The 15,249-nt window shown below is 64.0% G+C and carries 12 protein-coding genes and 3 pseudogenes; 9 read left to right on the top strand and 6 right to left on the bottom strand.

What is annotated here, in order from left to right:
• Nucleotides 1–146: 146 nt before the first annotated feature.
• Nucleotides 147–527 carry a nuclear transport factor 2 family protein gene (locus ACVWW3_RS07315; RefSeq protein ID WP_456650464.1) on the bottom strand — a complete coding sequence of 127 codons (381 nt, stop codon included), beginning with the start codon at nt 525–527 and terminating at the stop codon, nt 147–149.
• Nucleotides 528–696: 169 nt separating this feature from the next.
• Here ACVWW3_RS07315 and ACVWW3_RS07310 point away from each other — a divergent pair, with 169 nt between their 5' ends.
• From ACVWW3_RS07310 to ACVWW3_RS07295, 4 genes and pseudogenes are all read left to right on the top strand, one after another.
• A complete protein-coding gene (locus ACVWW3_RS07310) occupies nt 697–2,454 on the top strand; it encodes an MOSC domain-containing protein (protein ID WP_456650465.1) in 1,758 nt (585 codons plus the stop codon).
• A gap of 171 nt (nt 2,455–2,625) precedes the next feature.
• A pseudogene (locus ACVWW3_RS07305) lies at nt 2,626–2,970 on the top strand (GntR family transcriptional regulator); the annotation flags it as partial.
• Nucleotides 2,964–3,140, top strand: a pseudogene (locus ACVWW3_RS07300) (FMN-binding negative transcriptional regulator); the annotation flags it as partial. The pseudogenes ACVWW3_RS07305 and ACVWW3_RS07300, both read left to right, overlap by 7 nt.
• 506 nt (nt 3,141–3,646) lie before the next feature.
• On the top strand, nt 3,647–4,786 hold the full coding sequence (locus tag ACVWW3_RS07295) for a hypothetical protein (RefSeq protein WP_456650466.1): 1,140 nt from the start codon (nt 3,647–3,649) through the stop codon (nt 4,784–4,786).
• Between the two features lie 9 nt (nt 4,787–4,795).
• Here the strand turns inward: ACVWW3_RS07295 and gor are convergent, their stop codons facing one another.
• The 3 genes from gor to rpiA are packed head-to-tail and all read right to left on the bottom strand — an operon-like array spanning nt 4,796 to nt 7,465.
• Nucleotides 4,796–6,184, bottom strand: a complete 1,389-nt coding sequence (gene gor / locus ACVWW3_RS07290; protein WP_247340833.1) for a glutathione-disulfide reductase — start codon at nt 6,182–6,184, stop codon at nt 4,796–4,798.
• A gap of 46 nt (nt 6,185–6,230) precedes the next feature.
• Complete coding sequence (locus tag ACVWW3_RS07285) at nt 6,231–6,749, bottom strand: DUF2059 domain-containing protein (RefSeq protein WP_247446692.1); 519 nt, start codon at nt 6,747–6,749, stop codon at nt 6,231–6,233.
• A 2-nt stretch (nt 6,750–6,751) separates the two neighbouring features.
• Nucleotides 6,752–7,465, bottom strand: a complete 714-nt coding sequence (rpiA, locus tag ACVWW3_RS07280) for a ribose-5-phosphate isomerase RpiA (RefSeq protein ID WP_456650467.1) — start codon at nt 7,463–7,465, stop codon at nt 6,752–6,754.
• A 167-nt stretch (nt 7,466–7,632) separates the two neighbouring features.
• Here rpiA and ACVWW3_RS07275 point away from each other — a divergent pair.
• The 5 genes and pseudogenes from ACVWW3_RS07275 (at nt 7,633) to ACVWW3_RS07255 (ending at nt 12,527) form a co-directional block, all read left to right on the top strand.
• A pseudogene (locus ACVWW3_RS07275) lies at nt 7,633–8,308 on the top strand (HAD family hydrolase).
• A gap of 153 nt (nt 8,309–8,461) precedes the next feature.
• On the top strand, nt 8,462–8,950 hold the full coding sequence (locus ACVWW3_RS07270) for a hypothetical protein (protein WP_456650469.1): 489 nt from the start codon (nt 8,462–8,464) through the stop codon (nt 8,948–8,950).
• A 107-nt stretch (nt 8,951–9,057) separates the two neighbouring features.
• Entirely contained in the window at nt 9,058–10,092 is a 1,035-nt protein-coding gene (gene moaA / locus ACVWW3_RS07265; RefSeq protein ID WP_456671920.1) for a GTP 3',8-cyclase MoaA, read from the top strand.
• Nucleotides 10,093–10,261: 169 nt separating this feature from the next.
• Nucleotides 10,262–10,843, top strand: a complete 582-nt coding sequence (locus ACVWW3_RS07260; RefSeq protein ID WP_247340840.1) for a TRAP transporter small permease subunit — start codon at nt 10,262–10,264, stop codon at nt 10,841–10,843.
• 28 nt (nt 10,844–10,871) lie between these two features.
• Complete coding sequence (locus ACVWW3_RS07255; RefSeq protein WP_456650470.1) at nt 10,872–12,527, top strand: TRAP transporter large permease; 1,656 nt, start codon at nt 10,872–10,874, stop codon at nt 12,525–12,527.
• 75 nt (nt 12,528–12,602) lie between these two features.
• Here ACVWW3_RS07255 and ACVWW3_RS07250 read toward each other — a convergent pair whose 3' ends face one another.
• Both ACVWW3_RS07250 and ACVWW3_RS07245 read right to left on the bottom strand, forming a co-directional pair.
• Nucleotides 12,603–13,691, bottom strand: a complete 1,089-nt coding sequence (locus ACVWW3_RS07250) for a TRAP transporter substrate-binding protein (RefSeq protein ID WP_247340842.1) — start codon at nt 13,689–13,691, stop codon at nt 12,603–12,605.
• A gap of 246 nt (nt 13,692–13,937) precedes the next feature.
• The gene (locus ACVWW3_RS07245) at nt 13,938–15,248 is read right to left on the bottom strand and encodes a sensor histidine kinase (RefSeq protein ID WP_247340985.1); all 1,311 of its coding nucleotides are present in this window, start codon (nt 15,246–15,248) and stop codon (nt 13,938–13,940) included.
• Nucleotide 15,249: the final 1 nt, after the last annotated feature.

Here is a 15,249-nt window from a genome sequence, read left to right as displayed (position 1 = left end):
TCGCCAGAGGGGCCCGGATTCTTGTTCCTTTCACACATAAAGATGGGCCTGTCGGAATCAAGGCAACGACACTGCGACCAGCCGCCGCATCGGGTTCCCGTGTTGGTCTGTTTGGCAGACGCACCATCATTGCGACGGAGCCCGTGTTACTCCACCCGCTCGACAAGATGCGCCCGCGAGGGCGACGGCTCGAACTTGTCACCGAAATACTGCGTCTCATGCGCCACCAGACCGTCGCGGAATTCCATGATGCTCACCACGTAAGCCGGCACCCCATCATACGTCAGCACGAATTCGCTCACCCACAGATCGCCGCCCCCGACGATGCGCCGAACTGTGAAGCGCTTCTTGTTCGGCTGCACGAAGCGGCTCTCCTGAATGTTCCTGCGGCCGCGGATGCGCTCGCCGGATTGCGGATAGTCGAGCACCGCGTCCTCGCGATAGATGTCGTGCTCGGCCTCGAAATCGTTGGCGTCCGACGCGTCCCAATGACGCTGGAGCGCGGCCAGTTTGCCCTGATCATCCATCGCGATCTCCCTCTTTGCGGACTTTGTCTCGTGACGCCATCTGAGATTGGCCTGAGGGCCGCCGGTGGCAAGGCTTGCTCGCAACGTCTAACAACGCCTAACGAGCCAAAAACCCGGTCCGGGTGCAAGGATGACGGGAGAGCCGCGCAGTCACGATTGGGAACACGCAATGGCACGTTTGCTTTCGGTCAATGTCGGCCTGCCGCGCGACGTCGCCTGGCAAGGAAGGACCGTCCACACCGGCATCTGGAAGGCACCAGTCAAAGGCCCGCGCAAGGTGCGCCGGCTCAACATCGATGGCGACGGCCAGGGCGATACGGCCGGTCATGGCGGCGAGCATCGTGCCGTATTCGTCTATCAGGACGATTCTTATCGATACTGGCAGGAACATCTGGGTCGATCGAACCTCGTTCATGGCGAGTTCGGTGAGAACTTTACGGTCGAGGGCCTTGCCGACAGCAACGTGTGCATCGGAGACCGCTACAGGATCGGCTCGGCCCTGTTCGAAGTGACGCAGCCGCGCGTCACCTGCTACCGGCTCGGCATTCGCATGGACGAGCCGGACATGGCGGCGCTGGTGGTCAGGCACGGCCGGCCCGGGTTCTATTTTCGTGTGATCGAGGAAGGCGACGTCGAGGCCGGTGACGAAATCATTCAGATCGCCGTGGGGCCCGAGCGCATGAGCGTGTTCGAGATCAATGCGCTGCTTTACCTGCCGCCTCATCCGCGCGAACGCCTGGAGCGGGCGCTGCGGATTCCGGCGCTGAGCCGCGGCTGGCACCGCTCTTTCGAGGCGCTGCTCGAGCAGCGCAAGGAGAACAAAGCGGCGGGAAACGCCGGGCTCGGATCGGCGGCGAGCCCACCTCCGGCCTGGCGCGGATTCCGGCCGTTTCGCGTAGCCCGCAAGATCGCAGAAAGCGGCACCGTGACGTCGCTGATCCTCGAACCTGTCGACGGACATCCTGTGGCCGCCGCCCTGCCCGGTCAGTTCGTCGTTGTCCGACTCGGGCCGCTGGCTGCTCAAGCGATGACGCGCAGCTATTCGCTCTCGAGCGGCTCCGATGCCGCGCCCTATCGGATCAGCATCAAGCGCGAAGCGCACGGTGCCGCCAGCCGTTACATCGCCGATGACCTCCGAATTGACGACGTCGTACAGGTCGGTCCACCCCGCGGCAGTTTCACGCTCCGGCAAGATGCGCGCCCAGTCGTCCTGTTGAGCGCCGGAATCGGCGTGACGCCGGTGCTCGCAATGCTCCACGCGCTCGCCGCTGAAGAGACGACGCGGGACGTCTGGTGGCTTCACGGCACTCGCGACGGCCGCGAACATGCGTTCGCCGCCGAGGCGCGCGAATTGCTAAGTGGGCTCGCTCATCACCATAGCCACGTCTGTTACAGCGCGCCTGACCCGGGCGATCGTCTCAATGTGGAGTTCGATACAGCCGGACATCTGGACGCACGCCTGCTCCGGAGCCTGAGCGTGCCGCGTGACGGCGATTTCTATCTGTGCGGACCGGCCGCTTTCATGAGCGATCTGAAAGCTGGCCTCACCACGTTGGGCGTCGCGCCGGATCGCATCCACACCGAATTGTTCGGTGCCGGACCATCCTTGACGCCCGGCATAGCGTCCTCCCCGCAGAAGCGAGCGCACACGCCGGCCGGCGCCCCCGGCCCCGGCCCGATGGTTTCGTTCGCCCGAAGTGGACTCAATGTGTGCTGGGGACCGGCCTATGCCAGCCTGCTGGAGCTGGCCGAAGCCTGCGACGTCCCCGTGCGCTGGTCGTGCCGGACCGGCGTCTGCCACAACTGCGAGAGCGGACTGATCGCGGGAGCGGTCAGCTACGCGCCGGATCCACTCGACCCGCCAGCGGAGGGCAACGTCCTGATCTGCTGCTCGCGGCCCCGAAGCGATGTCGTGATTGATCTGTGAAAATGGGGACTCGTTATGCGAGGCGGCGCCGGGTCTCAGGACGCTGTGGGACCACGGCCGCAAGGAGCATTTTTATCCCTACGGCAAGGCTTACGTCGAAACTCTCGGCGAACCGGACTAGAACCACATTCCGACATCGTCCGCTCGGTCGAATGCCGGCTTGGAATGTGGATGATCCAGATGAAGACCAATCCCGCTCGCCGTGCCGGCCGCATGGGCGCGCGCCACATCTACGAAGCCCTGAGGGATCAGATTTTGGCACGGGTGTACGGGATCGGCGGGTTGCTGCCGTCCTCGCGCGCGCTTGCCGGCGAGATGGGCGTGGCCCGCTCGACCGTCACCGTCGCCTACGAACAGCTCGCCGCCGAAGGCTTTATCGAGACACGCCATGGCGCGCGGCCGCGTGTGGCCCGCGCCATCGTCGAGCGAGGACGCACGCGCGTGGCGTCGGGGCCGTCGGCGCGGAAGGTGCGGCTGTCGGCCTTCGGCGAGCGGTTGCTTCGGGACCCGCTGCGCAGCTGCGCGGAATCGTCGGCGTGCGCATTCCCGTCGTGCGGTTCGAAGGCAAGCGCAAGATGAGCCAGAACCGTCCCGAGACCGACCGTGTCGGCGTCGCGCAAGGGCTTGCGGCGAGCGAGAACGCGCTTGATCGGGAGGTTGCGCCCCTCATTCCGGTCCCGATGTGAGCGAAATTCAGCGCGCCGAGGCGCGCTTGAATAGTTGCAGGGCGGCGTTTCGATCCGCATGTAGCAGACCGGAGCCATCCTGGCGTCAGGCTGCCGTGGACATGGCGAAGTGGGCCGACAGTCCGTACGGCAAGCCCGAGCGGGCTGTCCGTCGGTCGTTCGAGTGAATGGCTTCAGACACCCGGCCGCTGGCACTTGCTGATCGGCGCAGCCGCACGTCCGCGCAAGACCTGCCGACAAATTAGACAAGACGCGTCTCGTCACTGGATCTGCAGGCTTGGCGAAGAGGGCCATGCAGGCCCGTGAAGCGGGTCATCTAACATCAGGTGCAACCTCGATTTTTTTTCGCGTGGCGGCGAGCCGAAGAGCCCGCGTGCCGCGCGGCACCTCGACTGGCCCAAATTTCGCAAGGCAGCATCAGGCCTGATTCCCTGCTCTCCCACGATTGGAGCGGCAAGATGCGTGCGCCGAGAGACCGGGTGAGCGGCCCAGAATCGGAGAATGCCATGAACGTGCATGCCGCCGGCGATCTCAAATTCACCGGCCTGACCCGCCCGGACGGCGCGCCCGTTCGCCTCAACGCTCGGGATTTCGTGGCGATCGATCGCGACCGGAATGCGAAGTTCGAAGCGACGTACCGGCCGCAAGCGCTCTACAATCGCGCCAACGAAGGCTTTCACGCCAACAACGAAACCTTCCTGCTGCACGAAGTCGCGACCAATCTGCCGATCTACCGTCCGGACACCGGCCCTACCGATTTCCACCTGCATCTTCCGCCGGGCGGCTTTCAGCTCGTGCTGGTCACCTCCGGCGCGTTCACCTTCGACTATGACGGGCGCTTCTACAATGTCGGCCCTGGCGCGGTGATGTTGCAGAGCGCGATCGTGCACCGCCAGCTGTTCTACACCTGGTCGGGACTGTCGACCGAAGAGAACCTGAAGACGCCGCAGACGGTGGTGCCGGATCCGATTTCCATGGGCTATTCGGGCAAATTCCTCGAAGCCTTCGTGACCGATCCCACCACCTTTCCAAACCCGAGCATCGTCGGCCCGGACCAGATCAACGAGGCCGAGACGCCGCGTGTGGCCTGGAGCCACTCACTGCATGATCGCCCGGCCGATGCAGGCTTCTGGCTTCAGGATCCCCTGGCGCTGGATGCGCTGTTCAAGCCGCTCACCGACAGCCCTGTCAAATCGGCGATGCCGGTCTATGTGCGCGACATCGGGATCGAGGCCCCGAGCGGCCATCTCGTCACCGGCCACATCATCGCGACCGACCCGCGTGGCCAGTCACTTTTGCCGAAGAGCACATCGACAGCTGCGGACGCCGCCAGTTTGGCCAAGGGCGAGGTTGCGATCTATCGCGTCATTCGCGGCACGGCTGAATTCAAGAGCAAGGCTGGCGAGACCTTTGAGCTCGCGGCTGGCGATGTGGTGACCGCCGGCAACAACGCGATCAGCCTCACAGGCATCGGTGACAACACGCAAGTTCTCCGGCTCGGCCTTCTCAAGGGCATGAACGACCTTCGCAGCTGGACGCCGACGCAGCGCGACGAGATCGACGGCCTCGCCGGTCAGATCATCACGCAGAAGGACATCCGTCCCCTGCGCACCGAAGGCAAGCCGGTCGGGTATCTGTACGGCTGAGCGCCGGGGTTATTCCGCCGCCTGGCGCACATGCCGCGCGGTCGGGGTGCGCATCGTGACGAGCTCTTCGGCCGCGGTCGGATGCAGCGCAATCGTCGCGTCGAAATCGGCCTTGGTCGCCTTCATCTTCACCGCAATCGCGACTGCCTGCGTGATCTCGGCCGCGGCATCACCGACGATGTGACAGCCGAGTACGCGATCGGAGGCACCGTCGACGACGAGCTTCATCAGCACGCGGGTATCGCGGCCCGACATCGTCGCCTTGATGGGGCGGAACGTCGTCTTGTAAATGTCGACATGGCCAAATTGCGCCCGCGCCTCGGTCTCGGTGAGGCCGACGGTGCCGACCTCCGGCTGCGAGAACACGGCGGTCGGGATGGTGGCGTGATCGACCTGCACCTCGCGCTTGCCGAACACGGTATCGGCGAACGCATGGCCCTCGCGGATCGCGACCGGCGTCAGGTTGAAGCGGTGGGTGACGTCGCCGATCGCATAGATGCTGTCGACCGAGCTCCTCGAGAAATGATCGACCGCGATGCCGCCATTCCTAGGGTTGATGGCGACGCCGGCCTTCTCCAGGCCGAGATTGGCCACCGCCGGATGGCGGCCGATCGCGAACATCACCTGGTCGGAGGCAAGGCTCGATCCGTTCGACAGATGCGTGGTGAACTCCTCGCCGTGCCGATCGACCTTCGCTACCGTGCAGCCGGTGAGGATGGTGATGCCCTGCTTCTCCATCTCGGCCCGGACGTGCGTGCGAACATCCTCGTCAAAGCCGCGAAGGATGTTGTCGCCGCGATAGATCACGGTGACGTCGGAGCCGAAGCCGGCGAAGATGCCGGCGAATTCCAGCGCGATGTAGCCGCCGCCCTGGATTACAATCCGCTTCGGCAGCTTGGTCAGGTGGAAAGCTTCATTGGAGGAGATCACGTGCTCGATGCCGGGGATCGAGGCGCCGTGATTGGGCGCGCCGCCAGTGGCGATCAAAATGTATTTTGCCGTGATCTTCTTGTCGTTTTCGAGCAGGCGGACGGTGTGCTTGTCCTCGATCACCGCACGGCTCTTCACGACCTGCGCACCCGCCTTCTCGACGTTGGCAGTGTAGATCGCCTCGAGCCGGGCGATCTCCCTGTCCTTGTTGGCGATCAGTGTCGGCCAGTCGAAGCTGGCAGGCGGAACGGTCCAGCCGAAACCCGCGGCATCCTCGATTTCATGACGGAAATGCGAGCCGATCACGAACAGCTTCTTCGGCACGCAGCCGCGGATCACGCAGGTCCCGCCCATGCGGTACTCTTCCGCGATCGTCACACGGGCGCCGTAGCCGGCCGCGATGCGGGCGGCACGCACGCCGCCCGAACCGCCACCGATGACAAAGAGGTCGACGTCGAATTCAGCCATTGTCCACTCCGACCTCTTTCAGCAACTCCTGATCAGATAGTATCTGTCAGATCTCCTTGCCACGCTTGCGCATCTCGGCGCGGAAGTTGCCCATCACGGTCTCGGAGAAATTTTGAGCCCAGGAGTTCATGAAGGCCATGCTCAGCCCGATTGCGCGCGGCTCGGCCTCGATCAGCTTCTTGCCCAGCGGCGACTTGTAGAAGGTGACGAGATCCTTCAGCTCCTGCTCGGTGAACTCGCTGGCATAGACCTGCGCCATGCCGTCGCCGATTTCGCTCTCGCGGCCCTTGAGCTGCTGGGCGACGACCTGTGCGACCTCGTTGAGGTCCTTCTGGTAGTTGAGGTTCTGCTGGATCAGCGTGATCTTGGTCTTCTCGACCATGCCGGGCACCGCGTTGGCGTACATCGCGCCGGCGTTCTTGATCGCCAGGATCTCCTTGGCGGCCGCGATGGCGCTCGGCGACGATTTCGGCGGGGCCGCCTGCTGGGCGAGCGCCGGGGCGGCCGAGAGGGCCAGTCCCACAGCGAGAGTCACGACCGGCAAGAACTTCAAAACGCTCTTCATTCCTAGTCTCCTTTCGGCTTTCGCCGTTCAACCACGCGGATTCCCTCGCCACCCGCCAAAACAGCCGAGCTGGCCAAGCCGATAAACAACCCATGCTCGACCACGCCGGGGATCGCGCTCAACGCCTTGGCGAGGCGGGGCGGATCCACGATCTGTCCGAGCTGGGCATCGACGATCCAGTGGCCGCCATCGGTGACGAAAACGTGGCCGTCCTTGCCTTTGCGGACCGCCATTTGCCCGGAAACGCCGCATTCCGCAAATGCCTTCTCGATCGCACGCCGCGTTGCGCCGAGCCCGAACGGGACGACCTCGACCGGCAGCGGAAAGCGGCCGAGCGTCGGCACCCATTTGGTGTCGTCGGCAATCACGATCATGCGATCGGAGGCGGCCGCCACGATCTTCTCGCGCAAAAGCGCGCCGCCACCGCCCTTGATCAGGTTGAGCGCGGGATCGATCTCGTCGGCGCCGTCGACGGTGATGTCGAGATGGTCGATCGCGTCCAGCGTGGTCAGCGGCACGCCGCAGCGCTCGGCATCGAGCCGCGTCGTCTCGGAGGTCGGCACGCCGATCACTTTCAGCCCGGCGCGGACCCGCTCGCCGAGCAGCTCGACGAAATGTTTGGCGGTCGAGCCGGTGCCGAGCCCGAGCTGCATGCCGTCACGGACATCCTCGAGGGCGCGCGCCGCAGCCTGCCGCTTCAACTGGTCCATGTTCACGATGTGCCCGCCTCTGGATAGGGAGTGTGCCGCCGATAAAGCCCGCTTGCGGCGGCCTATGTAGCCCCGTTTCCCCTCGGAGAACAGGGTCTGGGAACAGCTCTATAAGCTGATCTTATGGCGCCGCCCCTTTGCGCCTATACGGCCAGGCCGGTAGCGCTGGGATCATGACCTCTCCTCACACCATCGTCTTCGATCTCGACGGCACGCTTGTGGATACGGCGCCCGACCTGATCACCGCGCTCAATTACGTGCTCGACCGCGAAGGGCTGCCGCCCGTGCCGATGGCCTCGGCCCGCAACATGATCGGCGCCGGCGCCCGCAAGCTGATCGAGCGGGGGCTGGAGGCCGAGGGCCGCAACGTCACGCCCGCCGATATGGACCGGCTGACGGCCGATTTCATTGTCTATTACGCCGACCATATCGCCGTCGAATCCCGGCCGTTCGAGGGGCTGGAAGCCGCGCTCGACCATTTTGCGGCCCAGGGCCATCGCCTCGCGGTCTGCACCAACAAGCTGGAATGGCTGTCGAAGCGGCTGCTGGACCAGCTGGACCTGAGCCGGCGCTTCGCGGCGATCTGCGGCGCCGACACTTTTGGCGTCCAGAAACCCGATCCGACCATTTTTCGCGAAAACGGTGGCGCGGGCCGGCGGCGAGGTCAAAGCCAGCATCATGGTCGGCGATGCCGGACCCGATGTCGGCGTGGCCCGGCGCGCTGGAGTTCCCGTGATCGGGGTCAGCTTCGGCTATACGGACGTGCCGATCGCCGAGCTCAAGCCGGACCGGCTGATCCATCACATGCGCGACCTGCCGACGGCAGCCCACAGCCTGATGACGGCGTAAGAACACATCAAGTGACTGAAATCACGTGGTTATTTCTCTGTACCTGCGTTAACCATCTATTAATTATGCGCGGCCCGCCGGTTGCTTGCCTGGAACGACGCTCCTAGGTTTAGCCGGGGATGTGGCGGTTCGTCGCAGCAGAAGTGGATGGTCATGCGTCGTGTCATCGCGATTGCGTTAACTGGGGCAAGCCTCCTGGGGGCAACAAGCCTCGCCGGCTGCTCCTCGATGTCCTGGGACGTGTTCAAATCAGCCCCGCCGACGGTCCAGGTCCGGCTCGAATCCAATCCTCCGGGTGCTGACGCCACAACCTCGCTCGGTCCGGGCTGCAAAACCCCCTGCTCCGTCTCGATTCCGGCCCCCGACGCCCCCTTCACGGTGGCTTTCGCCCTGCCAAAATACCAGCCGGCGAGCGTGCCGGTGAACGTCATCAAGAATCCCGGCGATTTCACCACACCCGCCTCGGTCACGACCGACCCGAGCCCGGTTTTCGCTGAACTCCAGCCGGCCACCCCGCCAAAACCGGTCCGCAAGCCGCACCGGCCCAAGAAGCCGAAACCGGCGGCGTCCGCCGCTGCCCCGGCTGAGGCCGCACCGGCCGCGGGTTCGCCGTTTCCCGATCCGAATGCCGGCAAACGCTGACCTCCGTTATCCCCCAATTGTCTCTGACGCCTCTGATGCTTAGATTGCTTCCAGAGCACCGCTGACGCAAAGCTGCGCCCGTTGCCGTAAGGGACAAGGCATTTGGTATGAACGGACTTTCCGCGAGCCCCCGCGCCGCGCTGTCGAGCGCGATGACCGATCCGTTCGGACGGACCATCTCGTATTTGCGCGTCTCCGTCACCGACCGCTGCGACCTGCGCTGCTTCTACTGCATGTCGGAAGACATGACGTTCCTGCCCAAGGCGGATCTGCTGACGCTGGAAGAGCTCGACCGGCTCTGCTCGGCCTTCATTGCCAAAGGCGTGAAGAAGCTGCGGCTCACCGGCGGCGAGCCGCTGGTCCGCCGCAACGTGATGACGCTGGTGCGTTCGCTGTCGCGGCATCTCAAGAGCGGCGCGTTGGGCGAGCTGACGCTGACCACCAACGGCACCCAGCTTGCGAAACATGCCAGCGAGCTCGCCGATTGCGGCGTCCGCCGCATCAACGTCTCGCTCGACACGCTGGACCCGCAAAAGTTTCGCGAGATCACCCGCTGGGGCGAGATCGACAAGGTGCTGGAAGGCATCGAGGCCGCACGGGCCGCGGGGCTTGCCGTGAAGATCAACGCCGTGGCGCTGAAAAACCTCAACGAGGACGAGCTGTCCGGACTGATGGGCTGGGCCCACGGCAAGGGCATGGGGCTGACGCTGATCGAGGTCATGCCGATGGGCGAGATCGGATCGGGACGAATCGACCAGTATCTGCCGTTGTCGCTGGTGCGCGCGCGCCTCGCCCAGCAATTCACGCTGACGGATCTTGCCGAAAGCACTGGCGGGCCGGCGCGCTATGTCAGCGTCGCCGAGACCGGCGGCAAGCTCGGCTTCATCACCCCGATGACCCACAATTTCTGCGAATCCTGTAACCGGGTGCGCGTCACCTGCACGGGAACGTTGCACACCTGTCTCGGCCACGAGGATGCCTCCGACTTACGCAAACCTCTGCGTGCATCGGATGACGATGTGCTGCTTGCGGATGCGATCGACCGCGCCATCGGGCTCAAGCCCAAGGGCCACGACTTCATCATCGACCGCCGCCACGACCGCCCCAGTGTCTCGCGGCACATGAGTGTCACCGGCGGCTAGCATCGGCTGGCCGGCCGCGACTTATTCCCCTTAACTATCAACAAACTTCCGATTGACTGGCGGCACGCTCACTGGTTTGGTGCGGCTGCCTCATGCCTGCGCGGCGAGACAAGCCAACGCGCCACTCGGCGCAGTCAAGACGGCCGGGGCAAATCGGGGAGGACCAATCTTGCAAGCGCTCCTGAAGCTGAGCAATGGAATTGACGCGTTCACACGTTGGACGGGCAAGCGCCTGGCGTGGCTGATCCTGGTTGCCGTCGTCATCTCGGCGCTGAATGCGATTATTCGAAAGACGTTGGACACGTCCTCCAACTCGTGGCTCGAGCTGCAATGGGTGCTTTTCAGCATCGTGTTCCTGCTGTGCTCGTCCTGGACGCTGCTCGATAACGAGCACATCCGGATCGACATCTTCAACAGCATGATGCCGAAGCGGGTTCGCAACGTCATCGACGTGATCGGGCACCTCTTCTTCCTGATACCGCTGACCGTCGTCATGATCGTAACCGGCGTACCGTTCTTCCTGCGTTCGCTCCAGATCAACGAGCAATCCGGCAATGCGGGCGGCCTGCCGCAATGGCCGGCCAAGTCACTCGTCATGATCGGCTTCACGCTCCTGCTTGTTCAAGGCATCTCCGAACTGATCAAGCGGATCGCCATCATGCGCGGCATGATTCCGGATCCCCACGAGTCGCAGATTTCGGCGCTGGAGGCCGAAGTCGAGCACCTCGTTGAAGCGATCGAACAGAAGTGATCGCCAAGCGGCATCGTAGGGGGATTCAATGACCGCGTTTCTCATCGCCAATATGGCGCCAATCATGTTCGCCACGCTGGTGATCGTGCTGCTGCTCGGCTACCCGGCGGCATTTTCGCTCGGCGCCGTCGGCCTCTTCTTCGCTGTGATCGGCATTCAGCTCGGCGAATTCCATCCGGATTTCCTGCAGGCGCTGCCCGAGCGCGTCTACGGCGTGATGAACAACGACACGCTGCTCGCCATTCCCTTCTTCACCTTCATGGGACTGGTGCTCGAGCGCTCCGGCATGGCCGAGGATCTGCTCGACACTATCGGCCAGTTGTTCGGCACAATCCGGGGCGGCCTCGCCTACGCGGTGGTGTTCGTCGGCGCCCTGCTTGCGGCGACGACCGGCGTCGTGGCGGCTTCGGTGATCTCGATGGGCCTGATCTCACTGCCAATCATGCTGCGCTACGGCTATGACCGCCGCGTGGCGACCGGCATCATTGCGGCCTCCGGCACGCTGGCGCAGATCATTCCACCCTCGCTCGTCCTGATCGTGATGGCGGACCAGCTCGGCAAGTCGGTCGGCGACATGTACGAGGGCGCCTTCATTCCGGGCCTGGTGCTCGCGGGCCTCTACGCGGGGTACGCTTTTCTCGTCACCCTGATCTTTCCGAAAGCGGCGCCGGGCCTTCCCAAGGAGGCGATCGGCTTCCGCGAGGAAAGCGGCGACCGCGGCCTGAAGTCGCTTGGCGTGCTGTTCCTCGCGAGCTGCGTGTTCGGCTGGTTCATGATGCGGAATTCGGAGACCCACGGCGCCGACTTCGTCGTGCTCAGCATGTTCTTCGGCATCCTCTTCGCGTTCTTCGTCGCCGTCGCGAACTGGGCCATCGACAAGCTCACGGGCTTCCGTTTCCTCTCGAAGATGGCGCAACAAACCACCTTCGTCATGGTGCCGCCGCTGTTCCTGATCTTCCTGGTGCTGGGCACGATCTTCATCGGTGTCGCGACGCCCACCGAAGGCGGTGCGATGGGCGCAGCCGGCGCCCTCATTCTCGGTGCCATGAAACGTCGGCTGACCTGGGACCTCGTTCGTCAGGCGGTCGAATCGACGGCAAAGCTCTCCGCCTTCGTCGTCTTCATCCTGGTCGGGGCACGCGTATTCTCGCTCACCTTCTACGGCGTCAGTGGCCACGTCTGGGTCGAGCACCTGCTGACCTCCCTGCCCGGCGGCCAGGTCGGCTTCCTGATCTTCGTCAACGCGTTCGTGTTCGTGCTGGCGTTCTTCCTCGATTTCTTCGAACTCGCCTTCATCGTGATCCCGCTGCTCGGGCCCGCGGCGGAGCATCTCGGCATCGACCTGATCTGGTTTGGCGTGATCCTCGGCGTCAACATGCAGACTTCGTTCATGCACCCGCCGTTCGGATTTGCGCTGTTCTATTTGCGCTCGGTCGCGCCAAAGGAACGTTATACCGATCGCGTCACCGGCAAACGCATGGAGCCGGTCACGACGGGACAGATCTATTGGGGCGCGGTGCCGTTCGTCGTCATCCAGCTCATCATGGTGCTGCTGGTGATCATGTTCCCGTCGATGGTGATGCACTACAAGGGCGTGCAGTCCACCGTCGATCCCAACAGCATCAAGATCGAAATTCCGCAGATCGATCTGCCGCCGCTCGACTTCGGCCAGCCGAAGCAATAGCGCCCGGCCCGCCCGCAAAAAAAGAACCCGGAGCTTTCGCTCCGGGTTTTTCGTTTGGCCGATCGCGGCTCGCAATCAGCTCTGCGAGTTGCGCGCCATGAAGTTGTCATAGCCGACTTCGGCGACCTGGAACCACTGATATCCGTTGTTCGAGAACGCGGTCAGCGATTCGTAAACCTTCTTGAAGTCCGCGTTGCTGGCCGAGACTTCAGTGTGCAGCTCCTTTGCCGCCTTGAAGCAGGCTTGCATGACCTCCGGCGAGAACGGATGCAGCTTGGCGCCCGCCGCTAGCAGGCGCCGCAACGCCTGTGGATTGGCCTGGTCATACTTCGCCATCATCCAGTTGTTGGCGTAGTGCCCCGCTTGCTCGAGGATGCTCTGATAGTGCTTCGGCAGCGCGTTCCACTTGTCCTGGTTGACGAAGGCCAGAAGCATGGGCCCGCCTTCCCACCAGCCCGGGAAGTAATAATGCGGCGCGACCTTGACGAAGCCGAGCTTCTCGTCGTCATACGGTCCGACCCATTCGGCGGCGTCGATGGTGCCCTTCTCCAGCGCCGGATAGATGTCCCCTCCGGCGATCTGCTGCGGCACCGCGCCGAGTTTGGCCATCACCTTTCCGGCGAAGCCGCCGATGCGGAATTTCAACCCGCTGAAGTCCTGAGGCGTCTTGACCTCCTTGCGGAACCAGCCACCCATCTGACAGCCGGTGTTGCCGGCAAGCAGCGAAACGACGTTGTACTTCTTGTAGAACTCGTTCAGGACGTCCCTGCCGCCGCCCAGCATGTACCAGGCCTGGTTGATGCGCATGTTCGGTCCGAACGGCACGGCCGAGCCGAAGGTGAAGGTCGGGTCCTTGCCGAAATAATAATAGGACGCGGTGTGGCCGATTTCGCAGGTTCCGTTCTGCACGGCATCGAGCACCTGAAGGCCCGGCACGATCTCGCCGCCGGCAAATGTCTGAATCTGGAATTTGTTGTCGGTCGCTTCCGCGACCATCTTGGCCATCATCTCGGCGCCGCCATAGAGCGTATCGAGTGATTTCGGCCAGCTCGTCGGCATGCGCCATTTGATCTCGGGCATCGATTGCGCGATGGCTGGAGCCGCGAGCGTCGCGGCACCCGCCGCACCAAGCCCGGTTACCTTGATGAAGTCTCTTCTTTTCATGATTTCCTACCCTGATGGATTGTGATGATGGGCCTTCTTGCCGAGGCTTGGAGGCCAGCATGGAACATGTCTCATCCGATTTCCATCCCGACGATGGCGAGGGACACAAATGCCCAGCTCCGACGCCATCCGGTCCTGCGACTTTAGGCTTAGACGATCAGCCGGAGATCGAAGGACGGAGCACGAAGTGATGCAGACCCGTTGGGCGCCTGGTGAGCCACACGCCGCGATCGAGACGGCGCAGGTTCAGCCCGCCGCCGGTCCGGCCGCCTGCATCCCCTCCGCCAGCCTGAACCGCAGCGTGAACTCCGCGCCGCCGCCCGGAAGGTTCTCCACTGCGACCGTCGCCGTGTGATCGTCGGCCACGGCGCGAACGATCGAGAGCCCGAGGCCGGCGCCGTCGCTGCGCTGGCGGTCGGCGCGCCAGAAGCGCTGGAAGATCAATTCGCGGTCGGCGTCCGCGATGCCCGGGCCGCAATCGCGCACCCGCACCGCACCGTCCTCGCTCACCTCGACGTCGACGGACGTGTCCTTTGCCGTGAACTTGATGGCGTTTTCGGCGAGATTGAAGATCGCGCGCTGGAGCATCTCGGAATTGCCATGGACCAGCACCGGCGCCTCGGTGCCCTTGAGGGCGATGTCCTTGTGCTGGGCTAGCGCGAACGGCGCGATCGCACCGACCACCTCGGCGCAGACGGCGCGCAAATCCGCGGACTCGCCGGGATCGAGCACCAGCGTGTCGAGCTCGGCGATCTCCAGCAGCTGGGCGACGATGCGGCTCATGGCTTCGATGTCGGCATGCAGCGCCTGCCGTGCGGCGCCGTCGCCAAGCGTCTCGATGCGCGTCCGCAGGATCGCGAGCGGCGTGCGCAATTGATGCGCGGCATCGGCCGTGAACTGCCGCTGCACGCGAAAGCCATCCTCGAGGCGATCGAGCGCCTGGTTGACGGCGGTGACGAGCGGGATGATCTCGCGCGGGATCTGCTCCGTCGGCAGGCGGATGTCGGTGCGCGCCGGCCCGATATTGCTGGCCTCCTCCGAGGCCTTCCACAGCGGTGCGATGGCGCGGCGGAAGATGATGATGTCGGCGGCGAGCAGGATCAGCAGGATCGGAATGGTGATCCACCCTACCCGCCGGAAGAAGTTCGAGATGATGTCGTCGATGATGACGTCGCGATGCGCAAGGTCCTCGGCGACGCGGATACGCACGATCTTGCCGTCGATGATGCGCGTGACGCCGGCGCCGGAAATCGTCTCGGACAGCGGCGGCGCCTGTGCCGCGGCGCCCGTCTTGCGGCGGGACGAAAACAGCAAACGGCCGTCGGCGTCGCGGATATCATACAGATACCGGCCATAGGCTTCGGAGTAGAGACCGCGCAGGCTGTCCGGCAGATTGAACGTCAGCAAGCCGTCCGGCTGCGCGACGATCCGTTCCCCCAGCACTTCGGCCTGCGCCCGCATGGCTTCGCGGTGCAACTGGTCGACTTCGGAATTGAGCAGCCAGAACATCACCAGCGGCAGGAAGATGGCAACCACCGCGACCGCCACGATGTGCATG

The organism is Bradyrhizobium sp. LM2.9, assembly GCF_054056555.1.
The sequence above is the reverse complement of the archived record's forward strand: the minus strand, read 5'-3'. Positions and strand labels throughout refer to the sequence as shown.